Source organism: Sphingobacterium siyangense (assembly GCF_007830445.1).
In the GTDB taxonomy this organism is placed as follows: domain Bacteria; phylum Bacteroidota; class Bacteroidia; order Sphingobacteriales; family Sphingobacteriaceae; genus Sphingobacterium; species Sphingobacterium siyangense.
Map to the genome: position 1 here is coordinate 142,475 of NZ_VLKR01000013.1, position 26,946 is coordinate 169,420.

General features: G+C 39.7%; 22 protein-coding genes. 9 read left to right on the top strand and 13 right to left on the bottom strand.

Going from position 1 to position 26,946, the window contains the following annotated elements:
* Positions 1 to 3 precede the first annotated feature (3 nt).
* Positions 4 to 480 (top strand): hypothetical protein, encoded by a 477-nt coding sequence (locus tag IQ31_RS13385; RefSeq protein ID WP_088163365.1) that lies wholly within the window; start codon positions 4 to 6, stop codon positions 478 to 480.
* A gap of 7 nt (positions 481 to 487) precedes the next feature.
* A complete protein-coding gene (locus tag IQ31_RS13390) occupies positions 488 to 955 on the top strand; it encodes a hypothetical protein (RefSeq protein ID WP_145328276.1) in 468 nt (155 codons plus the stop codon).
* A 128-nt stretch (positions 956 to 1,083) separates the two neighbouring features.
* On the opposite strand, the gene IQ31_RS13395 is transcribed toward IQ31_RS13390, so the two are convergent.
* The 4 genes from IQ31_RS13395 to IQ31_RS13410 all read right to left on the bottom strand — a co-directional run bounded on the left by IQ31_RS13395 (position 1,084) and on the right by IQ31_RS13410 (position 5,947).
* Positions 1,084 to 1,833, bottom strand: coding sequence for a LytR/AlgR family response regulator transcription factor (locus tag IQ31_RS13395; protein ID WP_145328277.1), 750 nt, complete (start codon positions 1,831 to 1,833; stop codon positions 1,084 to 1,086).
* A 124-nt stretch (positions 1,834 to 1,957) separates the two neighbouring features.
* On the bottom strand, positions 1,958 to 3,025 hold the full coding sequence (locus IQ31_RS13400) for a sensor histidine kinase (protein WP_088163362.1): 1,068 nt from the start codon (positions 3,023 to 3,025) through the stop codon (positions 1,958 to 1,960).
* Between the two features lie 6 nt (positions 3,026 to 3,031).
* Complete coding sequence (locus IQ31_RS13405) at positions 3,032 to 3,646, bottom strand: tetratricopeptide repeat protein (RefSeq protein WP_145328278.1); 615 nt, start codon at positions 3,644 to 3,646, stop codon at positions 3,032 to 3,034.
* A 153-nt stretch (positions 3,647 to 3,799) separates the two neighbouring features.
* A complete protein-coding gene (locus IQ31_RS13410) occupies positions 3,800 to 5,947 on the bottom strand; it encodes a TonB-dependent receptor (RefSeq protein WP_145328279.1) in 2,148 nt (715 codons plus the stop codon).
* A gap of 272 nt (positions 5,948 to 6,219) precedes the next feature.
* On the opposite strand from IQ31_RS13410, the gene IQ31_RS13415 reads away from it, so the two are divergent.
* The 5 genes from IQ31_RS13415 to IQ31_RS13435 all read left to right on the top strand — a co-directional run bounded on the left by IQ31_RS13415 (position 6,220) and on the right by IQ31_RS13435 (position 11,503).
* Positions 6,220 to 7,188 (top strand): D-2-hydroxyacid dehydrogenase family protein, encoded by a 969-nt coding sequence (locus tag IQ31_RS13415; RefSeq protein ID WP_145328280.1) that lies wholly within the window; start codon positions 6,220 to 6,222, stop codon positions 7,186 to 7,188.
* A 23-nt stretch (positions 7,189 to 7,211) separates the two neighbouring features.
* A complete protein-coding gene (locus tag IQ31_RS13420) occupies positions 7,212 to 8,258 on the top strand; it encodes a PLP-dependent aminotransferase family protein (protein WP_088163359.1) in 1,047 nt (348 codons plus the stop codon).
* A gap of 247 nt (positions 8,259 to 8,505) precedes the next feature.
* Positions 8,506 to 8,790 (top strand): HU family DNA-binding protein, encoded by a 285-nt coding sequence (locus IQ31_RS13425; RefSeq protein ID WP_046673299.1) that lies wholly within the window; start codon positions 8,506 to 8,508, stop codon positions 8,788 to 8,790.
* 18 nt (positions 8,791 to 8,808) lie between these two features.
* On the top strand, positions 8,809 to 9,645 hold the full coding sequence (locus IQ31_RS13430) for a tetratricopeptide repeat protein (protein WP_070562796.1): 837 nt from the start codon (positions 8,809 to 8,811) through the stop codon (positions 9,643 to 9,645).
* Positions 9,646 to 9,949: 304 nt separating this feature from the next.
* The gene (locus IQ31_RS13435) at positions 9,950 to 11,503 is read left to right on the top strand and encodes an Rne/Rng family ribonuclease (RefSeq protein ID WP_046673301.1); all 1,554 of its coding nucleotides are present in this window, start codon (positions 9,950 to 9,952) and stop codon (positions 11,501 to 11,503) included.
* A gap of 69 nt (positions 11,504 to 11,572) precedes the next feature.
* Here the strand turns inward: IQ31_RS13435 and miaA are convergent, their stop codons facing one another.
* The 3 genes from miaA to IQ31_RS13450 form a co-directional block, all read right to left on the bottom strand.
* Positions 11,573 to 12,472: a tRNA (adenosine(37)-N6)-dimethylallyltransferase MiaA gene (miaA, locus tag IQ31_RS13440; protein WP_088163358.1), complete on the bottom strand. Its 900-nt coding sequence runs from the start codon at positions 12,470 to 12,472 to the stop codon at positions 11,573 to 11,575.
* Positions 12,469 to 13,641, bottom strand: coding sequence for a Gfo/Idh/MocA family protein (locus IQ31_RS13445; protein WP_075990358.1), 1,173 nt, complete (start codon positions 13,639 to 13,641; stop codon positions 12,469 to 12,471). Before IQ31_RS13445 ends, miaA begins: the two co-directional genes overlap by 4 nt.
* Before the next feature lie 64 nt (positions 13,642 to 13,705).
* The gene (locus IQ31_RS13450) at positions 13,706 to 14,485 is read right to left on the bottom strand and encodes a hypothetical protein (RefSeq protein ID WP_145328281.1); all 780 of its coding nucleotides are present in this window, start codon (positions 14,483 to 14,485) and stop codon (positions 13,706 to 13,708) included.
* A 267-nt stretch (positions 14,486 to 14,752) separates the two neighbouring features.
* On the opposite strand from IQ31_RS13450, the gene def reads away from it, so the two are divergent.
* Positions 14,753 to 15,334 (top strand): peptide deformylase, encoded by a 582-nt coding sequence (gene def / locus IQ31_RS13455; protein ID WP_088163356.1) that lies wholly within the window; start codon positions 14,753 to 14,755, stop codon positions 15,332 to 15,334.
* 167 nt (positions 15,335 to 15,501) lie between these two features.
* Here def and IQ31_RS13460 read toward each other — a convergent pair whose 3' ends face one another.
* From IQ31_RS13460 to IQ31_RS13485, 6 genes are all read right to left on the bottom strand, one after another.
* A complete protein-coding gene (locus IQ31_RS13460) occupies positions 15,502 to 16,113 on the bottom strand; it encodes a trimeric intracellular cation channel family protein (protein ID WP_088163355.1) in 612 nt (203 codons plus the stop codon).
* Positions 16,114 to 16,210: 97 nt separating this feature from the next.
* Positions 16,211 to 18,574 (bottom strand): GAF domain-containing protein, encoded by a 2,364-nt coding sequence (locus IQ31_RS13465; RefSeq protein ID WP_145328282.1) that lies wholly within the window; start codon positions 18,572 to 18,574, stop codon positions 16,211 to 16,213.
* Between the two features lie 12 nt (positions 18,575 to 18,586).
* Entirely contained in the window at positions 18,587 to 21,187 is a 2,601-nt protein-coding gene (locus IQ31_RS13470) for a BamA/TamA family outer membrane protein (RefSeq protein ID WP_145328283.1), read from the bottom strand.
* 2 nt (positions 21,188 to 21,189) lie between these two features.
* The gene (locus tag IQ31_RS13475; RefSeq protein WP_244294482.1) at positions 21,190 to 22,086 is read right to left on the bottom strand and encodes an AvrE-family type 3 secretion system effector; all 897 of its coding nucleotides are present in this window, start codon (positions 22,084 to 22,086) and stop codon (positions 21,190 to 21,192) included.
* A 119-nt stretch (positions 22,087 to 22,205) separates the two neighbouring features.
* Entirely contained in the window at positions 22,206 to 24,227 is a 2,022-nt protein-coding gene (ppk1, locus tag IQ31_RS13480; RefSeq protein WP_145328284.1) for a polyphosphate kinase 1, read from the bottom strand.
* Between the two features lie 162 nt (positions 24,228 to 24,389).
* A complete protein-coding gene (locus tag IQ31_RS13485; RefSeq protein WP_244294484.1) occupies positions 24,390 to 25,574 on the bottom strand; it encodes a Pycsar system effector family protein in 1,185 nt (394 codons plus the stop codon).
* Positions 25,575 to 26,637: 1,063 nt separating this feature from the next.
* Here IQ31_RS13485 and IQ31_RS27350 point away from each other — a divergent pair.
* Positions 26,638 to 26,811 carry a hypothetical protein gene (locus IQ31_RS27350; protein ID WP_158638880.1) on the top strand — a complete coding sequence of 58 codons (174 nt, stop codon included), beginning with the start codon at positions 26,638 to 26,640 and terminating at the stop codon, positions 26,809 to 26,811.
* Positions 26,812 to 26,946: the final 135 nt, after the last annotated feature.

Genomic DNA, 26,946 nt, shown 5'->3' on the forward strand with positions numbered 1-26,946 from the left:
TGGATGAAACTAAGAATATTATCGTTATTTACTATCCTTCTTCTCTTTTCCACGTTGTCTATGGCACAAGATAAGCCATGGAAACAGCATAATAAATGGATTTGGGGTCCTTCAGTAGGGTATCAGTATCAAAGTGGTAATTTCCTGAAAGTTTCGGGCTGGGGATTATTTGCACCGAATGATTTTCAGTATATGAAAATTGATGCCGGAGCCAATTTCAGCTGGATGGAAGGTAAAACGACTGTTATTCCAGAGCTGGGGTTTACCTATTATCTAAATGATTTTGTTGTTTTTCCTTTTGTAAAAGCAGAGTTAACACCTTATACCATAACGCCAAAAGTTGGCGCCAGTCTATTCTCTATTGTGGATCTGGGAATAGGTTATGGATTTGATTACAATACTAAGAAAAATTTTAAGCCGATTGACGGAATTACCGTTTCAGTAGGGGTAAATATTCCGCTCAATTTTCATATTTATTAATTGAAAAATGCGCAGTAAGACTATTTATAAATTCCTGGGGTCACTTGTTGTGTTATTAGCTATAGTTAGCAACCTAAAAGCGCAAGACCACTTAATCGGTCCGACGTTAAGCTACCAGTTCCAAAAAGGGAGTATAATAAAAACTGGTGCTTATTTCGCTTTTCCTTTTATAGGAGATCATATTCTCCGAGCTGATGCCACAGCCAACTTTACTTGGACACAAAAGAAGTTTGCCGTGATACCTGAGGCTGCAGTAACGTATTATCCTCAAACATATGTCTTAACTCCCTTTGTTCGTGCAGAGCTTACTCCGTATACCTTTACGCCCAAAGTTGGAGTGAGTTTGGCCACATTGGTGGATATCGACTTTGGTTATGGATTTTCCATCAATGAAAAAAAAGATTACAATCCGATAAAGGGGTTCGCGGTGTCTCTTCGATTTAGTATTCCGCTAAATTATCGAATCAATATGTAGCTTAGATTCATGAATCACCCTTCGCTTGATTTACCTTCCAAAAGCTAAACTTGATAGGACCATTTTTTATGATAGCCTATTTCGCTTGCAAAGTAATTGTGCTAAAGTACTTTTAAGGAACGACTAGACTAATTGTCAAGCCAGTTTTTGAAGGCCGTGACTTTCTCCCGTGAAACAATGAGCTCATCCGATTCATAATGCTTAAGGTATATTTTTAACCGGGCATTAGAATGTACAGCAATATTTTTGATAGCATCAAATTGAACTATAGTGCCTCGGTTGATCCTAAAAAAATCCTTAGGGGATAGTTGTGGCATCAGCGCATCCAATGTTTGGTCCAAAAGATAGTTCCCCTTTTCATTGGTATAAAGGTAAGTGCCTTTGTTTTCGCTGTAAATACATTCGATTTGCTGGGTGGTCACTACTTTTAGGTTTTGGCCTATTTTGATGGTAAAGCGTTCCTTATATGTTTGGACAGTGTTTTTAAATAAAGCTTCAAAAGATGCCAGATCGAGCTGTGGCTTTGGGTGTCTTAATTGACGGAATTTTTCAATAGCATTTTTCAGCTCTTCATCTTCAATCGGCTTCAGGAGGTAATCGATGCTATTTTGTTTAAATGCCCGCAACATATATTCATCGTATGCGGTGGTAAAAATAATGGCCGAATTAGGCTTCACCTGCTCAAGGATGTCAAATGAAATCCCATCGGCGAGTTGAATATCCAAGAACAGTAGGTCAGGTTCGGTATTTGACATAAACCATTCGATAGACTCTTCTACAGTCTGCAGTACAGCAGCTACCGTGTAGCCGAGGTTCTCCAGTTTTCTTTGGAGTAATCTAGCTGATGGGAGTTCGTCTTCTATAATTACTATTTTCATTGTTTTTTGCATGCTTATCGATCATCAGACCGTTGTATTGTTTAATTTATCGAGCATCGTTGTGCCTATGCTATTAGTTTTGCTACGATTACCTCTTGCATGTTTGTTTAAGAAAAGGTTACTTTTAAGAGACTATTTCATTGATGATGGGCAGTCCGACAGAAAATAAAATATCAGTTTCCTGAAGATGTACAGATAAATTGGACAGTATAGCGTAACGTTCCTGAATGTTTTTCAGACCGATTCCCGAATGATCATGGAGCACTTTCTTCTTTTGAAGATTATTTTCAACATAGAGGTAATTATTTTTTCGATAAATCTTCAATAAAAGAGGCTTCCTGACCGAAATAATATTGTGTTTGATTGCATTTTCGATCAGTAATTGAAGGGAAAGGGGTAATATAAAACCAGTATGTTGTTCCGCATTGATCTGTAAATCGATCTGTATACCGGCTTCGAAGCGAAGACTCAAGAGGTTTAAATAGGCCCTTGAAAAAGTAAGCTCATCCTGTAAAGAAACGAGGCTTTTGTCTTTTTGCTCCAATACATAGCGATATATCTTAGAAAGGTCCGTGGTAAACATGCTGGCCTTTTTGGGGCTTTCTTCAATTAATCCATTCAATACATTCAGGCTGTTGAACAAAAAATGTGGATCGAGTTGATTTTTGAGCGACTCAAATTGTGCTGTTATTTGCTGTTTTTCCTGATGAGATTCTTTGATTTGATAATCTTTGAATCTTTTATAGAAATAGAATCCAAAAAAAATCATAGAAATGCACCAAGATATCATCGCAGTTTGAAAATAATATGCAACACGTTGTTGGTGAATAAATTGGTGGAAACGTTGTGGGAAATTTTGGGCAATACTGGGTTTAAACAGTCCGGAAAAAAAAGCATTGACAATAAAAACGACCAGTATGGTCAAGAAGAAACTGACACTGTAAAAAACAATCATCTTTTTTCCAAAATCTTTACTGCTTGGGTATTTGTTCCCGACCCATTTCGATAGATAGCTATGACCTAGAAAGAGAAAAAATCCGTATAGTAAACCTCTGACCATATTAGGATGAAAGATGATGGATATCCAAGGGACATCATTGTGGTCAAGTTTGGCCACAACCACAAAATAGATGGTTACGACCAAGCTTGCGAGTAATGCTTGTATAATAGCTTTAAATGGTGCTTTTTTCACAAAGTGTTATTTGCATTCTTTTATCAATTGTTCTGCCCGATCTTTGCCCCATGAGGGTGCAAATGGTGCAGTAGTTTTCTCTTCACTGAATAAAGATAGTGCTTTCTTTACATCCTCACATTCTTTGCTGGTATCCTGGTTGAAATATTTTTTTGCGTTTATTTGGAATTCCGCTAATCCCAATACCGCACGTGGATTATTTGGCGCAAGGGTGATGGCTTTTTTATATAGACCTATAATCTTAGGTGAAAGCTCTTTGGCTTTTGTCATCGGATCTGTAATCATCAATGCCGTTTGGTTCATCGCTCTCAGCACAAGCCATTCTGAATTATTGTCCTGGGCGCTATTGTTTAGTATTTCTTCTGCAGACTGTATATATTTTGCTTGTGTCTCTTTATTTTTCTCACTGAAGGATGCTGTTGTCAGTACCATGGCCTGATAATAGGCAGGAATCCAATTGTCCTTTTCTGCCTGTGAGATGCGTTCTAAAAGAGCGGCCGCTTTCTGCGTCTCCCCCGATTGCCATAGACTCATGGCTTGTCCCATACTTTTTTCAAAATTGCTTTGTGCAAATGTGCTGCCGCTTATAAGGCAGATGATGGCGATAATAAATGATTTCATGATCTTTCGTTTTTAGTAGTAAATATTTTTCTAAGTTATTGTTGTTGTGTTTGATGTATTTGATATTGAATGTTATTGAAGTTGGTAATCCTTTTCTTCAAACAGAAATAATTCTGGATGGACCGACGTATTTCGATGATGAGTTGATGTTTATTATAGATTGTCCAATTGATTGTCTTTTTCATTTTTACTGATTGTCCAAAAATAGCCTAGAAATACAAAGCGTTTGACAGTAGGGACAATCGGTCTACGGTCGTAGATTCCTTGTGAATTTGGCCGGTCTGCATATTGATACCCATAGATTGGGCTAGCGCCAAGAACATTACTGACGGAGAAATGGATAATTTTTTGCTGGCTGTAAAGAAACGACCAACTCATAGACAGACTATTGTAGCCTTTTGTATGGCAATTCATGAATACTGTTTGGTTGGGATCATTGTAATTTCTGCCGGATACAAACGAATTTGTCAAACTGAGCTGTGAACGTAGGCTTGATAGCCAGTATTTTCCAACGATATAGAAACTGTGTTTGTAAACGTAAGGGGGAGTGACTGTCGTCGGATAATTCGCTTCATTTCTCTTACTGTCGGTATAGGAATATGAAATCCAGTATTGGAGGTTTTTGATGGTGCTGCTGTTTTTATAAAATAAGTCAAAGCCTTTGACCTTACCGCTTCCGTTATTGTCATATTGGCTGTCATATTTTGGAGTTATACTGTTGTATTTTGCCAAATTGTTATATTCTTTGTGATAGGCTTCTAAGCGAAGTAAGTGCCCGCCACGCGAATAGAAATAATTTGCGATATAATGATTGGCCTCCATCCAGTCAAGTTGTGGAGCATATTTTAACAGCGGTGTTGGCGCCTGCTGATGGAAGTTCCCATAAGCAAGTGATAGCTGCGTATATTTATTTAATGCATAGCCCAGCGAAGCCCTCGGTTCTAACGTGCTCTTCGCCTGTAAATTGGAAGAAGTTTCTCGTAAGCCGATCTTCCCGATTAAGTTCGGGAGGATGCCGAAGGTAGTTTCCGTAAATACAGCGGTCATCTTGCTATGATAACCATAGCTATAGCCAAGGGTTTGTCGGTGATATTCTTCTTGATAATTCGTGTCGAAATATTCTATTCCTCCGATACTTTTAATCTTATTGTTCCAGATCTTACTTAGCGTTCCTTTTAAGTGAAGACTCTTTTCTTCATTAGGTAGGTAAACGTCATCGTAATGCAGCTTATCGGTCAGGTAGCCTAGGCCAATACCAGACTGGAATGTCCATCGGTTCCCCAAATTCTGACTGTAGCTGATGTTGGCGTAGGCATTGTTGGATTTCTTTTTCAATGGGACGGGCTGCTCATAATTGATGTCCGCTTGGTAAAGTCCCATATTTTCGAAATTGTAAGCCCCATAAATATTTAGAAAACCTTCTTTAAACTGATGGCGATAGATCATTTCTCCAGAAGCGTTTTCATAGGGTTTCGTCCATTTTATATCTGGTGTAATAATTTTGGAATAGGGTTTTAAGTTTGTATAACTGCTGTTGAAGGTGAGAGAGTTTTTGCCCCATTGTAAGGTATGTCCTAGCCCTAATCCAACGGAAGATAGCGAAAGCTCTGTTTTGGACTGCTCTATGGTATTTTCAGTGTTTAGCGCTAGAATGCTGGACAGCGCATTGCCAAATTCTGCAGAATAGCCGCCTGTAGAGAAATTCACGCCTTTAAAGAGCATAGGCGAAAACCTGCCCCTTACAGGAACTTCGTTTGGTGTTGCGGTGTAAGGTTGGGCTACTCTGATTCCATTGATGTAGGTCTGTGTTTCGGAAGCATCTCCACCGTGAACCATAAGACGTCCATTCTCGCCCCCAACCTGTGCTCCGGGCAATGTTGCCAGTGCGCTGATGATGTTTCCCATGCTGCCTGCCGTAGTGACAATATCCAATGGACTCATTACCGTGTTTTTTCCGGAGCTATTGGCTTGTAGGACCCCTGCCTGAATCGTAACTTCCTGTAAGCGATTCTCGCTTTCTTGCATTTGAATAATCAGCAATTCTTTTTGAGGTAGCTGGATAGGCCTGTTATATGTTGGGAGGCCCACAACAGACGCTTTAATGATTTTAGTGCCTTGTTCACTGGTCTCAAATACGAAATTTCCAAGGGAATCGGTGGTGCCACCATCATAGGTGCCTTCAATATAAACATTGGCTAAATATATAGGTTTGCCGTTTTTGCCCAGCACTTTCCCTTTCAAGATGGACTGCGCAGATACGATGGTAATACTTAAAAATAGTAAGGTTAATAACAGCTTCATTTTTCTTTAATTTTATTCAAATATCCGCGGCTGTAAGTGTTCCTGCGAAAAAGAGTGGATGGAATGTCAAAATATCATGACGAATTGCAGGATTCCAACTTTATGCTGTAAATTGATATCGAAAAACAAAATTTCCTCCATAAATAAGTTCCGCAATGGAAAGTGGAGAATGCGAAAAATGGCTGTTATATGTGACGTACTTATATCGGATATAAAAGTCATTTTACTTTCGTTTGATATTGAAAATAAGAGTTTAAAATTAAGTCAGAAAAATGCGAATAACCATTTTAGATGACTATCAAGACGCTGTCCGAAAGTTGGACTGTTTCAAAATTCTTGATGGTCACGATGTCCAAATATTGAAACAGTCCTATTCAGATCCGGCTTTACTGGCCGAAAAATTGAGCGATACGGAAGCGCTAGTGCTCATCAGAGAACGGACGCGGATTACAGAAGACCTGTTGTCTCAGCTTCCCAAGCTTAAGTTAATTAGCCAGACGGGCAAAATTTCAAACCATTTGGATTTGGCTGTTTGTAGCCGTTTCCATGTGGCTGTTGCTGAAAGTATGGGCTCTCCTGTTGCTCCGGCTGAATTGACCTGGCTTTTGATCATGAATGCCCTCCGTGGTTTACCTAAGGCTCTTTCAGATATGGACAAAGGCCTATGGCAAACGAATATAGGAGATTGTGTCGCCGGGAAAACAATAGGGATATGGAGCTATGGAAAAATAGGGAAGCGAATAGCGCAATATGCAAAGGCTTTTGGTGCACAAGTAATTGTTTGGGGAAGCGAAAATTCCCGAGAGGAAGCTGTAAGAGATGGTTTTTTAGCTGCTGCCAGTAAATCCGATTTTTTTCATTTTTCAGATGTTGTTACTTTACACCTTAGGTTAGTGCGTGAGACGCGAGGTGTCGTAAAGCTCGAAGATCTCCGGTCTATGAAGCCGACAGCGCTTTTTGTCAACACCTCTCGTGCTGAGTTGGTTGAAGAAGGGGCACTATTGACCGCGCTCGAGACAGGTGTTCCGGGGATGGCTGCGGTAGATGTCTATGAGTCCGAACCAATCTTTGATCCGAACTATCCGTTATTGCAGCTGCCAAATGTACTTTGTACGCCACATATTGGCTATGTGGAGAAAAATGGTTACGAACAATTATTTAGACTTGCTTTTGAGAATATTGTAGCCTTTTCTGGGGGCGATCCACAGCATATCGCTAACCCCGAAGTTTTGACCCACTAATTAAATGAATCGGCTATACATAGATGAATAATTTTACGCATTTAGAACAACCAACAGGTCGCGTTATTGTGGTCGGCGGTAAGGAATATCTTTTTTTTGGTGGAACTTCCTATCTAGGGCTGGCAACAGATAAAGCATATGCTTCTATTTTCATAGAAGGTATACAGCGGTATGGTATCAACAACGGCACTTCACGAAATAATAATGTGCAACAGGCCATATTTGATCAAGCCGAAGAATATGCAGCAAAGCGTTTTGGTTTTGAAGCAAGCCTGTTGCTCTCAAGTGGATATTTGGCAACGCAATTTCTTGTAAGAACCTTGGCGACCGAAGGAGAAGTATTGTACGCTCCCGCTTGTCACCCTTCTTTATGGCTAGATAAGAAGCCCGTCGCAACTGGGCATTTTGTTGCGTGGGCTAATGCAACGATCGAGTATATCAATCATTCAGCCCAAACATCATTTATCATCGTTAGCAACAGCTTGGACAATATGCGGCCAGAATTGTACGATTTCACTGTTTTCAATCGTATTGATCCGGACAAAAAGATTATACTGCTCTTGGACGATTCTCACGGAATAGGAGTTTTGCGCAAGAATAGCATTTCATTGGATAAAAGTAGTGTTCAACAAACTAATATTGAACTGATCGTCGTCGCATCCTTGGCAAAAGGCCTGGCAACGGATGCTGGATTGATTTTGGCCGATGGGGAACGGATCAGGTATCTCAAGCGATCAAACTTTTATACAGGGGCTTCTCCAAGTTCACCAGCGAGCTTATATGCATTTGTTCATGGAGAGCAGATCTATCTACAGCAATTCGAAAAGCTGCGGTATAATATTGATTCCTTCAAAGCACATATGGAGTCTGGGTTAAACACTGTTGCTGATTTTCCGGTCTTTTCTTCAATGGATACGGGCCTTTATGCGAGGCTGATGAATGCTGGAATACTGGTTTCAAGTTTTCCTTATCCCCTCGCTACAGACCCGCTATTAAATCGGATTGTGGTGAACGCGCACCATACCAAGGCAGATTTGGACCAGCTGAGTCATGCAATTGGCATATATTGATTTTTATATGACAAGTAATAAGTCAACATCTTGTAAATTAGATAATTGTTTTTATTTTTGAGGTCTATTTAATGGTTGGTTGGACGCAATGTCTCGTTAATTGATTGTAAATGTTTGGCTTTTGGAAGCTTATTTATCAAAAAAGTATTTAAATAATTTCCATTACTCATTTTAAAACAATACTTTTGCATCCCCAAACATTAGTTGGCTTAAGGGTTGAAAAATAAATAATTACAGTAAAATAGATATGACTAAAGCAGAAATTATTGCAGAAATCTCTACCAAAACTGGCTTAGAGAAGGTAGATGTTCAAGAAACCGTAGAGGCGTTCTTTAAAGTTGTCAAAAACGCAATGATCGGAGGAGAAAATGTATATGTAAGAGGTTTTGGTAGCTTCGTAGTCAAAAAAAGAGCTGAGAAGACTGCAAGAAACATTTCAAAAAATACAGCAATCATTATCCCTGAACACTTTGTTCCTAGTTTCAAGCCAGCTAAAATTTTCGTAGAGAAAGTAAAGAATGGCAATAAATAATCTTTAAAATAGATTAAAATGGCAAAAACCAAACAGATAATAGTAATAGGATCAGTAGTAGCCTTGGTTGCTGTGCTTTTAGCACAGCCTATTAAAGGTTTGGTGAACAAAGAAAAACAAACTGCTGCAGCATCTGAGTCGAAGCCTTCCAACGAAGTAAATTTGGAAAATATATCTTCGATGACAAAACAAGGTTTAGATGCTAGTTTAGTCAAAGAAATTTCCGATATTGAGGGCCAAGTTGCAAAAGCTTCTGGAGAGGATAAGATAAAGCTGTTGCAACAGTTGGCAAATAAGTGGGATGATGTCGCAAAACCAGCCCCTCAGGCTTTCATCTATGAGGAAATGGCAAAGGTTTCACCGAAGTTTGAATATTGGTTGAAAGCAGGTAATGCTTATCGTGCCGCTTATACAAATTTGCAGGATTCTACTTTAGCCCAAGCGTTGAATCAAAATGCTATTCATGCATATGAGGCTGCGTTAAAAGCGAATACAAGTAGTTTGGATGCAAAAACAGGATTGGGTGCCGCAATGGTATCAGGAACGAACAACCCTATGGCAGGTATTGCCTTATTGCGAGAAGTCGTTGCTGCCGATCCTAAAAACTTAGAAGCAAACAAAACTTTGGGATTGTTTTCATTACAATCCCGTCAGTTTGACAAAGCCATCGAGCGTTTTAAGACCGTTATCGATCAAAAACCCGATGCTGAGTCATACTTTTACTTAGCCACAGGCTATGAAAATATTGGGATGAAAAAGGAAGCCGTTACAGCTTTTCAAAAAAGTAAGGAACTGGCAGCCGATCCTTCCCTATCACAATTCATCGATCGAAAGATCGCGGAATTGAGCAAGTAATTAATTTATTATTTTATAATCATTAAAAAATTTAGCTATGCCAAGCGGAAAAAAAAGAAAAAGACACAAGATGGCTACTCACAAACGTAAAAAACGTTTAAGAAAAAATAGACACAAGAAAAAATAGTCTTGTGATAAGCTTTTAAACATCTTGGCCCATTTTGCTGAGATAGCTTTACGAAACGATCTACATGTCTGTGAAGGGGATGTAGATTGTTTTTTTCGTAACAACGTTCTTTAAATGTTTAATCGGATACCCAAGATTGCGATAGGATATTGCATAGGTATCAAAAATGAGTAGCTTTTGGTAAAGGAATTAATTATCGATTCAACTCCTGATAAAGGGGTAACTATTGCTTTACTACAAGATAAGCAGCTTGTTGAACTTAACCGGGAGCCCGCAAATAATAACTTCGCCGTTGGAGATATCTATCTCGGACGTATTAAGCGAATTATGCCTGGGCTTAATGCAGCTTTCGTGGATGTAGGCTACGAAAAGGATGCTTTTCTACATTATTTAGATCTGGGTCCTCAAGTTCAATCTTTGCTAAAGCTTACGCGTATAGTGAAGAATGGCAGTTATCAAGAGAAACTGCTCAATAGTTTAAAACTTGAAAAGGATATCGATAAAGCTGGTAAGATCTCTGATGTCTTAAGCAAAAATATGCTCGTGCCAGTACAAATCGCCAAAGAACCCATTTCAACAAAAGGGCCGCGTCTGAGTTCAGACCTTTCAATTGCGGGCCGTTTTGTCGTTTTGGTACCTTTCTCAAGTACTGTTTCCATTTCCAAGCGTATCAAAGGTAGTAATGAACGCAATCGCCTAAAAAAGATTGTCGAAGGAATTAAGCCAGCTAATTTTGGCGTTATCATTCGTACAGTTTCCGAGGGTAAGGGTGTTGAAGAACTACAACGTGACTTATTGGACCTGATCTCAAAATGGGAGCTATTTACCAAACGTCTTCGTAATGCTGAACCGCCTCAAAAGGTTCTTGGCGAAATGGATCGTGCATCCACTATTCTACGAGATATTTTGACAGACGAGTTTTCGCATATTTATGTTAATGATCCTTCGATCTTCGAAGAAACAAAATCATATATACACGATATATCTCCAGACTTGGAGAAAATTGTCAAACTTTATAAACATAAAGAGCCAATTTTTGATCATTTCGGAGTTGAAAAGCAAATCAAGGCAGCTTTTGGCAAAACTGTAACATTGCCGGGCGGTGCGTACCTCGTTATAGAGCATACCGAAGCCTTGCATGTCATTGATGTCAACAGTGGTAACCGTTCTGCTAATAAGGAGAATCAGGAAGACAATGCATTGCTGGTCAATATGGAAGCAGCAAAAGAAATTGCGCGTCAGCTGCGTTTGCGTGATATGGGCGGAATTGTAGTCATCGATTTTATCGATATGCATAAACCCAATCATCGAAAAGAGTTGTATACGTTCTTAAAAGAATGTATGGTAGCGGATAGAGCGAGACATACAATTTTGCCTCCAAGTAAATTTGGATTGGTTCAAATTACACGTCAGCGCGTTAGACCTGAAATGAATATCGTCACAAACGAAAAATGTCCGGCTTGTGATGGTACAGGTGAAATCCGATCAAGTATTGTCCTCATGGATGATATTGAAAATAATTTGAGCTTTATTCTTCAAGAACAAAACGAAAAGAAGGTGACCTTATGTGTTCACCCTTACATAGACGCCTACATTAAGTCTGGTTTGATTTCTAAAAGAATGAAATGGTTCATGAAGTACGGAAAATGGATTAAAGTAAATCCAATGACGTCATATTATCTAACTGAATTCCATTTCTTCAATGCGAAGGATGAAGAAATCAAGTTATAATAGAAAGAGATTAACGAAAAGGGTTAGTAGTGATACTAGCCCTTTTTTGTTTTTATATCATTGTACTGTTTATACCCAATGGATAATTATGCCGTCTTTTTCCATTTTGCGGAAGTAAGTCATTTGTCTTTTGGCATAGCGATGTATTTCTGTCTCCAGTTTTGTGGTAAAAGCAGAATAATCGAGCTGTCCAAGAAGATGGAGTGACGCATATTTATACTCCAAACCATAGTATTGAAGTTGCTCGTGTGTAATACCTTCTGTCAAGAGCCCGCGCACTTCTTCTAAGAAGCCTTCATTCAATCGTTGTTTTAATCTTTGGCTAATGTGTTCGCGTCTGATTTCCAACGGGGGACTTAATCCGATAACAATGCTATCTACCGCTTGTTGCTGGACGATGTGATCGGGGTGGTTCTCTAAAAACGCTAATATTTCTATTGCTCGGATTATACGTTTTTTGGTTGAAAGATCGATTTGAAAGTTCACAGGTAGTGTATATTCCTGAAGACGCGCTAACAGCTCCGTCTCTGGATATGCAAGTAATAACTCCTTGAAGCCTTCGATTGATGGGATCAGCGCATAGGGATTTTCTTGGATTACACTTTGAATATATAAACCTGTACCACCACATAGGATGGTATGTTTTCCCTTTTCTAGAATGGATTGTTGGGCTTGACGGAAGTCAGCAATAAAATTTCCGAGATTGTAGCGTTTTCCCGGTTCATGAATGTCGATAAGATGATAGGGAATATCTTGGTATTCCGATAGGTCTTTTCCCGTACCGATGTCCATCCTTCGATAGATTTGGCGGGAATCAGCACTGATGATTTCAGCATCAATGTGTTGGGCCAGTTGGACGGCCAGTTTCGTTTTTCCAGAAGCTGTAGGCCCTAAGATAACGATAACTTTCTCTTTTGGAACGGTTTGCTGTTCCAAAAGAGAAAGTGTATATTTTAATCTGTCTATCACAGAACAAATTTAGTCCATTTTTCTGTTCCTTCGTTATTTTTTACAACAGTATCGATAAAAGCCATGCCTCTTACGCCATCGTAAACTGTTGGAAAATCCTGTTGTTCAGCTGTAGGAGTTTTTCCTTCACGTTTTGCTGTAACTGTTGCCGCAAAATTACGGTAGATATTCGCAAATGATTCTAATAGCCCTTCAGGGTGACCCGCTGGTACACGGGTATTATGTGTTGCAAAAGAACTCAACGTATAAGGCGCTGCGTAAGCATTACCTGTGCGATAAAGCTGACGAGGTTGATCAAGCATTTTGATAATTAAATTGTTCGGATCCTCATTCGCCCATTCCAATCCACCTTTTTCGCCATAGATACGGATACGAACAGCATTTTCTTCTCCGGCTGAAATTTGCGAAGCCATCAATACGCCTTTAGCACCATTTTCGAAACGTAAAAGCACCGAACCATCGTCATCCAATAGACGGCCTTCAACAAATGTTGTTAGGTCTGCACATAGCTCTTGGATTTTTAAGCCCGATACATATTCCGCTAAATGCGCAGCATGGGTACCGATATCACCCATAACCAACGATTTGCCCGAGCGTTTCGGATCTGCACGCCAAGCGGCTCCAGCATTCCCCTCGCGTTCCGTTAAACGACTTAACCAACCTTGTGGATACTCAACAACAATCTTTCTGATCTTACCGAAGTGACCTTCTTTGACCATTGCTTTGGCTTGTTTAACCATTGGGTAGCCTGAATACGTATGGGTAAGGCACAGCGTACGACCAGTACGTTCTACGGTTTCTTGTAATTCTTTTGCTTCTTCAACAGATACTGTCATTGGTTTTTCAACGACAACATCAAAACCTTTTTCTAGCGCTAATTTAGCGGGAGCAAAATGTAAAAAATTGGGTGTTACGATCGTTACAAAATCCATGCGTTCGCCTTCGGGAAGCAAAGATTCTTTTTCGATCATCTCTTCATAGTTTAGATAGACACGCTCAGGAGCTACAAATAAGTCTTCTCCAGATTGTTTTGAAATCTGTGGATCAATACTAAATGCACCACAAACCAGTTCAATCTTGCCATCCATAAAAGCAGCAATACGGTGTACAGCGCCAATAAAGGCGTCGTTTCCGCCTCCGACCATACCCATGCGAAGTTTTCTCTTCATAACGTTATTATTTTTGATTATTTATTTTTCAAACTTTTACAGTGTACAATATACACAATTTAGCTTATTTTATGTATAAAATCATCTTGATGCTACCCATATTTTCTTTGGGAAAGCCATGAGGGAACTGCTCCCTAAGCGCTTTTAATTCATCTGTATTTCGATAGGTATACCGCTTTGTTCCCGTGATCCAAAAGTTAATCGGTGTCGTAATTTCTTTGGCAACAAACCCAATTTTTTCGAGCGAAGAGTGTTGGCTCCAATCACGATCGGTGAAAGTCATAATGTCTCCTGGTGAGAAATTGCTACAAAAGGCTTTAATTAATTTGCTTAGGCCTCCTATAACATTAATACCTGTTTTATTACAAAAGCGTAATAGTTCAAATGAGCGATAGTCTTCATTTTTATCCAGCATTCGGCGTCCTCCAGAGAATACCGCGACGGCGACAAGCTCTCCTTGTTCATAAAGGCCATAACGATACTTGCCGGGAAGAGCGGTTTGTAAATGATGTTCCACGAGGAACTGTAAACTCGTTCTTTTGTCGATCCGGGCAACTACAGTATTACGTGCGTAGATGCGTTTGTCATTTTTTGTTCTAGAAACAATGCGCCTGACGATCAAATCAAACTTTGTTATTAATTGGTCTTCATCGATATGGATGCAGGGGTCGGAAGTATCACGTCTAACGGATTTGTTATGAGGGTATAGTAAAATGTTAATTGCTAATTCCGGAGAGGATATTTGTATAAATCCATCATCCTGGCAAAATCCTAATGGGACTTCAAGAGCTTGCTCGAGCCTAAGCTTGAACTGCGTTGACAAATTTATAAACGAAGGATCCATAAAACAAAAGTAACTTTTATGGAAGTTTTGACGAAATATTCACTTTTAATAATTATCCGTACCTTTGTACCGAAAAATATAATGGTGCTACAGGGTATCCTTGTTAAAATAGTACAATGACTCTGGGTGAGCAATTAGCCTGACATGATCTGAAATAAAATCGTGCTAAAATTACAACAGGTGCCTAGTGATCTTTAAAAGCAAACAACGTGTAACGAACTCAGGTATAGCAATGAGTATCGGCACTTATAAATAATTATAATACATATGAAACTTCCGATAGTGGCGTATGGCGATCCTGTATTAAGAAAGGTCGCTGAAGAAATAGATGAAGACTATCCAGATTTAAAGAAATTGATTGATGATATGTTCGATACCATGTATGCAGCTCATGGTGTTGGGTTGGCAGCTCCACAGGTAGGTTTGCCTATACGTATGTTCGTTATCGATGCAACTCCTTTCGCAGAAGATGATGAAGAAAACAAAGAGGTGCTCCAATCGTTCAAAAAAGTTTTCATCAATCCTATCATGGTTGAAGAGTCTGGTGAGAAATGGGCTTTCGGTGAAGGATGTCTGAGTATCCCAGATATTAATGAGGACGTATTGCGTCACAGAAATATTCGCATCAATTATTTAGATGAGAACTTTGAAGAACATGAAGTAGACTTAACAGGTTTGGCTGCACGTGTGGTACAACACGAATATGATCATATTGAAGGTAAACTATTTACCGACAAATTGAGTGCCTTGAAGAAAACGATGCTGAAGGGGCGATTAGATGCTATCGCGAAAGGAAATATTCGCGTTGGTTATAAAATGAAATTTCCACAGCAAAAGAAAAAGCGTTAGTTCATACTAACGCTTTTTCTTTGTTGCTTCCTCCTGATAAAATTGGTTGGAGATCAAGAATATCCGTGTTCTACCTACCAATCCATCCTTTTATTCCATTTTTGAGATTGAATTGGTCATTCTGTAAAGCGTGTTATAGAAACTACACCCGCGAAGAAGGACATTCCTCAATCCAACCGGGGTAAATATAGACGATATTTAACGGCTGTCATTCGTATTAAAAATACAACAGCAGCCCCAATAAAGGCAGCCCAAGAAAGATCAAGATCGAGATGCACCAGCAAGATATACGTGAGACCTCCACCTAAACAGGCCGTAGCATATACTTCTTTTTTAAAGATTAATGGGGTTTCGTTGAGTAGGACGTCGCGCGTCATCCCCCCACATACCGCGGTGAACATTCCAAAGATAATGGCAGCATAGGTATTGCTTTCGTAATTGAGTGATTTTTGTACCCCTAGGATAGTAAAAAAGCTAATTCCGATGGCATCAAAAAGTGTCAGCGTGCGATAATAACCATACAACTGTTTGTTGAAGACAATGGCAATTAAAATTCCGAGGAAAATAGCAATGAGGTAATTGCTATCATTAACCCATACTGGGCGCAGATTCAAAAATACATCCCGCATCGATCCACCGCCAATGGCTGTCACAAAGCCTAAAAAGGCTGCCCCAAAAATATCAATATCTTTACGTTTTGCCGACAGCGTGCCTGATATTGCAAAAAATAAGGTGCCAAGCAAATCGCTTAGATAAAAATAGTTGGCATCAGTAATCATGGTAATCCTTTTTAAATCATTATATTAAAATCTCCAGTTGACGGTAGCCCATATCGCTTAACACCAATGGGGATAAACTTCCCTTTATTGGACAAATTTAGGAGAAATCTTGATAGTTTAAATTCACCGAAAGGCGAATAGCTTTCAAACCCGCGATTCCCTGTACATCCTCCAATTTTAAATGTTCGATGGTATGCTCAATGATGCCCATGTCGTAGATTGCCTTTATACTCAACATAAGGTCCTCCAGGATTTCATCCGATAAATAGACAATAGCAATTTTATTGACCTGAGTAAGTCGTTCTTTGGTTCGCTTTATCCGAATTTTGTCTATCCTTTTTTTGATTATTTCATAACGGATATTGAGTGATCCCTCTACATCAAATCTCCGTTCATCTTCCCGGAAGCTGATATCAATGCTATGTGGATTGATAAAAATCAATTGTGTTGTTTCTAAAGCCAGAGGCAGAATATCCTTCGCATGGTAAGCTTTCAGCGCAATTCTAGCCATAGAAATAATTTGCTGACGCCTAAATACATTAATAAATTCGTAGCTAAATGGTTGTTGTGGTGTAATGGATTCGCCGATATAAATGTCATATTCAATACCGTCTGTCCTGAATTTTTGAAAATACGATGGGTAATTCCCCTGGATAAAGCTATTGAAATGGTCTAGTTCCTTACCGATCAATTGATTGATTTGGCGTAAAGAAGTTTCAAATTCATTCCTATAAAATTCACCGGTTTCTCGATTGGTGAAAAAATGCTTCGCATAATGTTCAATCACCTCTATTTTTGACGGAAATTGCTTTCTGGCTTCTTCTAAAAATGGCTGTACGTCTTTCCTAAAAAACTCAATGATCTTGACCATCGACTCATCAAAAGAAATATGATCAAGAGATTCTGTAATTTGATCAACACGTGCTGAAAAAGTCATAATCAACTTGTGCTTTCCATCTAAAGAGAGCTCATCAATAAGCATTGCGAGCTGTTTGACCTTGAAGCTAAAGTCTTTCAGAATGGAGGCGTTTCTTATGATGGTGGAGTCTTTGACATCGACAGCACCGTAGAGCGGATAGACTTCTTCAAATACAACGGCTTTGATATGCGCATCCCGACTGTCGTTTTCCAGGTCCTGAATGTACTGGGCCGCGATATGGTTAAATTTCCACTGAACCGAAGGCTGTATGGTCGTAAACCGGTTGATGATGATATCGTCGATACGTTTTTTAAATTCTAGCGTAATATCCTGAGATAATTGTGATAAAAGCGGGACCAAAGAACCTAAGGCTTGCATTGTCTCATTGTCGAGCTGATCTTGTTCATGGCTGTATATTTCCAATATGCCTGAGAGGGAATGATTATGGATAAGTGGAATACACAGATAGGTCGTTACCCCCGAGCGACCAATCCGCTCGTCTAAAATAGATGTGGTATTTCGGAGGCCATTCGTCGCATTATTGGTATAAAATATCACATGCGGATGTTTTAGGTAGCCCGCAAGTTCAGGATTGATCTTGAAGGTTTTATTTGCGGTATACGCTTCCGCAATCAAGATGCTCTTATTGGTGATTGAATAATCGAAAAATGGGACTCCATTTAATTGGAATAACGGAAATAAACTAAATACGGTATCAGCCCCCTTTAATAGCGGTGTGATGATTTTTTCTAAATCAGCGAAAAAGAGGTGATAATTGTATGTAGGAAGGTCCAAGAGAATGGACTGAATGCGGCGTAAAGTATGTTCCGTACTGGTCTTTCTGAAAGTTACAATACTAAAGCCCGATAACTCAAAATCTTCCAGTTTAACGGTATTGATAACGGTATTCCAATCAAAAAGCGAATCACTAGGATTTTCCGATAAACGACCGATATCAAGCGCAGGCAGTGTTTTTTTTGCCTTTATCTCAACAAATTTGAAATCGATGTCCAAATCGTAATAATCCACGATCTCCCCCTGATCATTGAGTTGATGATAAACAATGCTGCTGTTTTCATTGGAAGAAAAGCCATACAGACGCTCGAAAATGAGGGTATAAAAGAGCTTTTCTTGATTAGTAAGAAGGCTTCCGGTACGCATCTTCCCTTGAATTTCTTGCTCCACAAGCTGATGGCTAGTTAGGTCGAAAAAGGCTTCCGTTCCATAGAAGGCTTCTTCTGCTAGGGCTGTTGTGAGTGCCCAGTACCTTTTTGGAGCAGTGTCAACCAACGATACGGAGAGGCTATAAATCAATTGCAGAATATCTTTATAGGCATTGAGGTTATGCTTGCAGAGTTTACCGTTGAGATGCTCTATTTCTTTGATGCGTTCCAACGCAAACAAAGGAATCATGTCATCCGATGAAGTGCCATTTTCAATAAAAGATTCCAGGTATTTGAAAAATGGTTCAAAGTCTAGCCTGCCATTTGCATACGTATTGGCCATTTTCGCCGTTGTGAGTTGTACTTTCTTTATCTCCATGGATCGAAAATTTTAAAAGCGGAAACCTGTGCTGAAATAGGGATACCAACCTTCATTGGATTTCGTCATGACAAAATGCAAAGGAAGTGCATTGGCGACGATGTAATAAATGCCTCCACCCACACCTTGATGAAACTTATCGTTGTTATAGCCCTTTGCCCACACTTTTCCAACATCATACATACCCATTAGTCCGAATTCACCTGGAAGAACATAGCTTTTGACATCAATTACTTTGACACGAGCCTCTAGGTTATTGTAAAGCATCTGTTGCCCTGCAAATCGATACTGGCGAAATCCCCTGAGATTTTCATGGCCGCCTAGAAATAGATATTGATAAAATGTAGGGTTCCCGACAACGGTGCCCCCTCCTGTTCTATTGGCGAATATAATACCTTCATTGAATGCGCTAAAATAGCCCGTCATTGCTGCACTTAACTGCGCTGAGTTTTTTGAGTACTGATTGAGTCCAAAATAAGAATTAAAAGCGGCTTCAATATATAGCCCTTTACTTGGGTTAATGTTTCGATTACGGGAATCTTGCGTTAAAAATGCATTGATACCTGCAAAAGCTTTGTCTTTGGTAATCGATAAACTATCGTAAGAATGTAAAGCTTGGGGATTTAAAATAAATCGATCTTGATTTTCAATCGGATCTAGGTGGTAAAATTGGATATGCGGACCTACGGCAAAGTTTAATGTAGCTGAAGGTTTCCACCTTAACTGTGGATTGACATTGAAAATATTGAATCTACTTCTGTAATATTTTGCACCATACTGTTCCTTTAAGAAGAGCGAGTTATTACCTACGCCAAAGAAATTCTGCGTGTTGTCAGGAGCTTTTGCTAGCGCATCGACAACAAGATCCGCGTCCCCGACAACAGCTATCCATTCGCCTCTATAGTGAATTTTATAAGCTCCGGTCCGGAAGGCTGTTGCTACAGTAAGTTGTTGCTTATACGTAAAAGGACTTTTTCTAAATCCACGCTGATGTGTGTAAGCAGCCCCTAGCCCCAGCGAAAAACCGTCATCAGCATTATAGCCCGCAGTTACCAGGGGTAGCCAGGTGTTGTACAGGTTTACAGGAACAAATTGCGTGTTGGTACTATCTTGTGCATAATGAAGCTTTATTTTGTTCTTTTCACCCAGTAAAGTGGAATTTTTGGTGTTTTCGTAAAGCTGTATTTTCGATTTGCTTTGGTTGATCACATAAGTCTTTGGCGTGTTATCGCCAATAATTCGGAGTTTTATAGGAGAATTTGCGTTATCGATGACAACAGAGTCTTTTCCTTCAGCCAGATAGAGACGAATTTCTTTCGTCAGGGAATCTTTATAGGTTTTGTCCATCAATGCTTTGGTGACTTTCCCATCTTTATTGATCTTCGAAACTTTGACTTTTAAGTTTTTATTCGCTGTGCTGTATATTTCTACTTTTTCATTTTTGTCGCTGAGATGAATATCGACAATGTTATTAATGAAATTGTAATACTCTTCCATCGCCATGGGCAGTGCATCACGACGGCTTTGAAGTGTTTTAAAAATTTGCTCTCCACGAATAGCAATGGACGATTGCGGCAGGCTATGTACCGACTCCCATAATACCGAATCTGTGAGACGTGCTACAAATTGCTTAACCTCTTTGGTCCATTCCTTGTGAGGAAGCTGGTTGCTCGGATGAGCATTTAAAAAGCGTGATTTAAACAAAGAATAGCGAATATCGGGAATACCGGTCGTGAAACCTTGCATGACTGGGTTGACAAATTGCTGATAGATATCTTTCATTAGAAAACCTTGTGTGACACGCAGTGCCTGATCCCGATCGCGGGGAATAGGAATATAGTCTTTATCGTGATCTGTGCTATCCTGATTTTCATTGTACCAACGCCATTGATCCTCGTGTCGATCCCAGTCGCTTACCAGTACATCCAGCATTCTTGCGCGGAGATATGCCTTAGCCTTAAAGTTATCGTCGTTATCTTCCTGTAGTTTTCGTACAGCTTTTGGGCTGTTGTCTGAATCACCAAGAGGTTCGCGTTCTTCTAGTAAAGCCACCGTATGCTCAAAAAGCGGAGCGTATTCACCCAATATGCTGTCTTGTGCAACAACGCCGATGATTGGATGGGCATGTGGGACGTTCACGGCATTTGCCAAAGCGGGGATCATAAGCGCGGAATAGGGATGCTGCGCGCTAGTGGCATCGTCCAAGACATCCTGCACAAAGGTGCCATGTAGCTCTTCTGGTATGAGGGATTCAGTCCTTTTATTGACTGATCGTAGGGCCCATTCCCGACCGCTTGAATCTGTAAGTCGTAGAGAAACCGATTGCATCCCGCCCCCTTGTTTGACAGGACGCAGTCCCCCGTATAAGGTTGAAAGTTGGAGCAAAGGTAAGGTGGTTTCTGCAGCCCATTCTTTGCGGTAGTTTTCGCCAAGGAAGAACTTTTTGAATTTACTGGCTTTACCATATTTTGCATTTGCAACGATACTTACACTGTCCTTGATGACGGTTTTAGCAAAGGACTTGCCCTGATGTGCAGGTGACTGTGTATGTTTTTGTTGTGAATAAACATGACTAGCAAGAAAAATAAGAAAGAATGGTACAACCTTTTTCATGCCTATTTTTGTTCAAATTTATAAATGATCCCTTTATCCTGATTACCGGCTTCGCTGCTGATGTAAAGATTGAATTTTGAATCAAAGTTAATACCTTCGGGTTGAGGGAAAATCTTCGGATTTAATGGAGAGAGCGATTTTACACGAAAATTCTCATCGGTTACCACAAGGGCTTTGTCTACAGAAGATAAGATATACCATTCCTTGCTGTCTGCTTTTTTAGCTAACGCCGAGGGTTTGAACGTTTTCTTAATTTTAGCATCAAATGCCTGAAGTTGATCAAGCTGGATGGCAAATTCTCCTTTCGGCTGAAATTGACCATGCTCGTCAATTGAAAAGACATAGCCAGAGGTTTGTGGTTGTTTTCTATCGACCTTACATTCTTTACATAATACGTATGCCTGGTTACTTTCGCGGTCAACAAAAAGTCCCTCGTACTCTCCTTTTGGGAGTAAATTTTTCTGTTCAACAACGTTTTTTATATCGTCCTTTTCGGCAATCGGAAAGGAATAGATGCTGCCATTGCTCTTTAAGATAAAGAAATGTGTATTGCTTATCGAGATATCCTCATAATCGCCATCTTTTCCGAAAGGGTTGAACGTGACTTTTTGTGTCGGTTGGTTAAACTTATAAAGAAAGCCCTGCTCATCTTGGATGGCATAAATATCGTCATTCTGTCCCGCGAGAAAGGCTATCCCGGATATTTCTAATAACTCGTCTGGCAAACTCATTTTTATGCCCGAAGATAATGTATAGGGTATTTGTTGCGGTTTTTCAGCTTGAACATGAGCGAGCTTGTTGTTATTTTCCTTGGCTGTATTATTCGGGTTGCAGGCGAGAAAAATAGCGGAGGCTAAGCCTAATGCCATAGTTGTCAATATCGTCGGGTTTTTCATCATTATATGATTAAATTTAAATTGATGAAGTCATCAGATTTCTGAATGAGCTTACGTGCAATGATTATTTTGTTGGGCTTTCAGGCTGGTCATGCTTTTATGAGATGCCTTACTGAATAGTCCTATTGTTTCATTTTGCCTTTCAAATAATTAAGGATTTGTTGCTGCGAAACATTCTTCTGTTGTGTTTCTATTGCCTGATTTTGCCCATGTTCATCCAGCAAAGTTGCTTCGGTGTCGTCCGCAAACTGAATATCGAACAGCTCCTGTATTTGATGGGCTAATGTTAGATTCAGCAGCGGAAAGCAAGTTTCTATACGTCGGTAGATATTGCGGTTCATCCAGTCCGAAGAACCCAGGTATACGCTGCTTTGTGCTTGATATTGAAAAATAAATATTCTGCCATGTTCTAAATATCGTCCTACAATCCGTTTCACGACAATGTTGTCGCTCAATCCAGGTACTTGTGGTTTTAGCCTACAGATTCCTCTGACCAATAACTGCAGTTTTACCCCTGCCCGGCTTGCTTCATACAATTTATTGATTAACGATTCTTCTTCCAGATTGTTTAATTTAATTTTTATTGTAGCTGTGTCTCCGGCCTTAGCAGCTTGGATGGCCTGGTCGATCAGGGATAAAAATGTATGTTTGAGGTTGAACTGTGCAATCAGTAGGTGACTAAAAGGCAGCTCATTTGGACTATGGGGTTTTCTCCGGGCCGGTAAAAACTCGAATAGCATGTCCAATTCGTTGGTCAATAGCTTATTTGAGGTAATGAGGAAATAGTCTGTGTAGACCTTTGCTGTTTTTTCATTTAGATTTCCTGTACCTAGCAATGCACTTTCACGACCTTGTTTGCGTTTGACCAGCGCTATTTTGGCGTGTACTTTTAAATTGGGGATACTATAGGTAATTTTTACCCCCTGTTCTTTCATCAATCGGGCCCAATGTATATTATTTGCTTCATCAAAGCGCGCTTTCAATTCGACAAATACATTGACTCTTTTTCCATTCTTTGCTGCGGTAGCGAGTGCTTGTGCAATATGTGAATCACCGGCGATGCGGTATAAGGTTGTGTAAATCTCGTCTACGGTTGGATCTATCGCAGCCTCGTTAAAAAAACGCAGTATGGGGTCGAACGATTCATAGGGAGTACTGATTAACAGATCCTCTCGGTCTATTTGGTCAAAGATAGATTCCTTAAAATTCTGATTCTTATTAATTTGCAGCTGTTTTGGATAAGAAAGTTCGGCTATTTTAATCGGAAATGAAAATAGATCCTTGAGATTGTGGTAGTTTCCGCCTTCGACAATGCTACTTTTCCGCAGATCAAATAATGTTGCCAGTGTTTCTATCAACTGTTTTGGCAGATTTGGCTGGAATAGAAAGCGTGTCGCATAGCCAAGGTCACGTTTATTGACTTCCGTCTCGATTTTTTGGGCAATATCACCCTCAAATTCATCTTGGAGATTTAATTCCGCATCCCTTGTGATTTTAAAGGAGTAGAAATTTAATGATGTATTTCTTATGGCTTCAGGGAAAAATGCTCTGATAATATCATCTATGAGCACGACATATTTATTGCCATTGATCTCACAGGTGAAAAAGCGACCAATATGATTTGAAGGGACATTTAGAAAGAATACAGCTCCAGTATTGTCGTCCGTAACGACGAAGTAGAGCTGATTGTTGATCGGGAAAAAAGAAGTATCATCAATCGGTATAATTTGGAGGTAGGAGGCAATTGTAGTAAAGAAATACTGGGCTGTGAGATCTTTTATTTCGGTCGGAATAGCTCGATTGTAAATAAAGAATATATTTTCTTTTGCTAATTCTTGGATAATATCAGCTAGTATTAGGCCAAATTTTTCCTGTTGTTTGTTGATGGTTTTTGACGCTTTTTTATACGTCCCAATATCTATGTTCGGAATGAGCTGCCCGGGATTTTGCTTCATTATTTTTTTCCAAGCCATCAGTACAGGCATTCTAACCCGATAAAATTCATCCAGATTGGATGAGAAAATAGCGAGAAACTGTAGTTTTTCTAATAAAGGTACCTCCTGACGACCAGCTTGGTCAAGTACCCTATCATTGAACGACAGCCAGCTGATGTCTCTGTTGATATAAAGGTCTTTCTTCTTCATCCGTATAAATTTATGGTTATGGCAACATGCTTACAACAACATCAATAAATGATGCAGTCTATTGGTCGCTAATGATTGATTTAAAGGCAGCATCTTTTTAAATAAAAAAGAAAGTTTGAACAATATGATCCTGACATATTCAGCTGTATTTATAGGATCGCATTAAAATATGGTTGCGACGACAAAAGAAACAACCGATATCACAAGGCCAAACATAAAAATTCCATATGCGTATCGTAGAAGTTTGTATTTTCGGCCTAATACCACACCTTGCGAATAAACATCCTTGGTGAGCATGCCATATAGAAATTCCGAATCGACCATTACCTTCTGCATGCCTTCGTTGTAGTCGTCGAGTTTCATCTTGTAAAAGTTCCCAAAAAAGAGCAGATTGACTGATTTTTGTTCGATTTCCTCCTTTGAGAATTTACCAGAGGGAATTTTGGGTATTGTTGACAATATTGCCATGACCATGGTTGCTACCACTGCCGTTGTTAAGATAATTGTTGGGATAATAAGGTGCTCGTTGGCATCTAGTTTCCGAAATAAGACAGCAATCACGACGGAAAGGATAATAGAATTGACCGTTAACAAGATGTTGGCCTTGTTGTCTGCCATGTCGCTTAATCGCTGATTGTTTGAGGACGTAATCCGGAACATTGTTTCTATCCCACGTTCTGGCTTACTACCTTTCTCCTTTTCCTTCTTGTCTTCTTTTTTGCTTTCTTTATTTTTTGAGATAGATTTCTCTTGTTTTTTCTCCAGTTCTTTTAGATTCATCTCCTTTTTGGCATTAAGCTTTTGCTGCGCATATTCAGTATGGTAATGATGGCTCATTAATAGTTTGATTGTGCCCGCCCGCCATACGTCTTTATCGATCTCCTTCCCTAATACTGCTTCGGCTTCGGCTTTCATCAGTTTGTTTCTGTTAACGAAATCCTCATTCCCAAAATGAAATAGGTCCGCGTCGCAGAGAATTTGTTCCAGTAGGTTTGTGGGATCCTGAGGCATTCTTGTTGCCAAAATACAACCTTTGATTTTTTCCTGTACGGCTTCCGGTATTCCTTTATCCTGGAGAAAATTGAAAGCAATTTCGACACTTATCTTCTCATGACCGATAGCATTGTCAGATTTTACGTAGCCAAGGTCATGAAAGTAGGCAGCACTAATAACAATAAAGTGATCCTCCTCTCCTAGTTTATAGTACGATGAAATCTCCTCCGCAGCACGTACAACAGAACGTGTGTGTATCGTATTGTGAAAACAATGGCAAACTGAAATATTTTCTGTAATATAAGTTTCAGCATATTCTTCCACCTGTTTTAAAAGCTGAGCATAATCTATCATGGACCAATATGGTTTTATGTGCAATAAAAGTATTTAATATCTTTAATTTCTTAAAAATAAGGTCTTCTTTTTTGTTATTTATTAACCTAGATCAAATTTACTGAAAAAAGAGATATTCCAATAGTTGTAAAATTACCTGTTATATAAGTAGAAGGTTGACTGTTAAAACAGATCGTTAATCGGATAAGGTCTTTCAATATAGGTCATGAGGCTCAGGCCAACTGGGTTTGGATCGTTTTATAATGCGAGTGCCCCCCAGGGTTCTTCCCTAAACGGAGAAGAGTTCTGGATTGCTTATCCTTTAGTTTAGTTTTTGTCTAGAGTTAGTTTAGCTTTAAGCTAGGGTTTGTTTAGCTACAACCTAAGCTATACCTAAACAAACCCTAACTAAACCCTAAGTAAACCCTAAGTAAAGTGGTAAGAAAGTATAGCTATTAAAAGGGTCAATCAGGAGTGCTGTATGCTGTCATCCTTTTATAAGCTGTGCTGCGGTATCCTTGGGGTGACATTTTTCCGGCGGCACAATTTTCCGTCTTTCCCGGTACGGATTCTACCCGGGGATGCCACGCAGGCTTTTGGCAGAAGGTCCCGCCCGGATTATGTGGCCTGATGTTCTTTGACCTTTTGGCTGCTATCTTCCTGCCTATCCCCGTTCGCCGGCTGCGCTGCCATTCCCGTCCGACCCTTAGTGTTCTCTTGCGCAAAGCACCCTCTTTCCGGTGCCCTGAGTGGAAGCCCGTACGTGAAGCAGGGACAGAAATCCGCTGCAGATCTTAGGAAAGTACCCTTTTTGCCACCTTCGGCGCAGGGCTGTGGTCAGAAACCAAAAAGAATCTCGCACCGTTACAGGCAGTTAGGGGCGAAATGAAATAAATAAGAACAAAAGGCTTGGAAGTTTGTTAGTAAACTCCCTATCTTTGCACCACTCCGCAAGGGAGGGACGGTTGCTTCGAAAGAAGGAATAATGAAAAAAAAAAGGGTTTAAGAGAAGTCTGGCAGGATTTAAAATCCCGCTCAGTTTATTTTAAACGCGGAAATCGAAAAAAGGGAAAAGAAAAAAAACTTGAAAAAGTTTTTGGAAGTTCAGAAAAGATTTCTACCTTTGCAGTCCCAACGGAAACGAAGGGAAAAACAAAACGATAAAGAGGGGCGCAATGCCTATCGGAATAAAGCGGATACGGAAGTTGAAGCGACAAAGTTCTTTAAGAAAACACAATCATGTAAGCGTGACGAGTAGACAAACGAAAGTCATGAACAAATTCAAGTAATTCGTTCAATTCGATCCAAGATCAGAGATATAAAAAAAGAATTCTGATTATTATAAATAGTTGGAATCAAAAACTTCATTTTACAATGGAGAGTTTGATCCTGG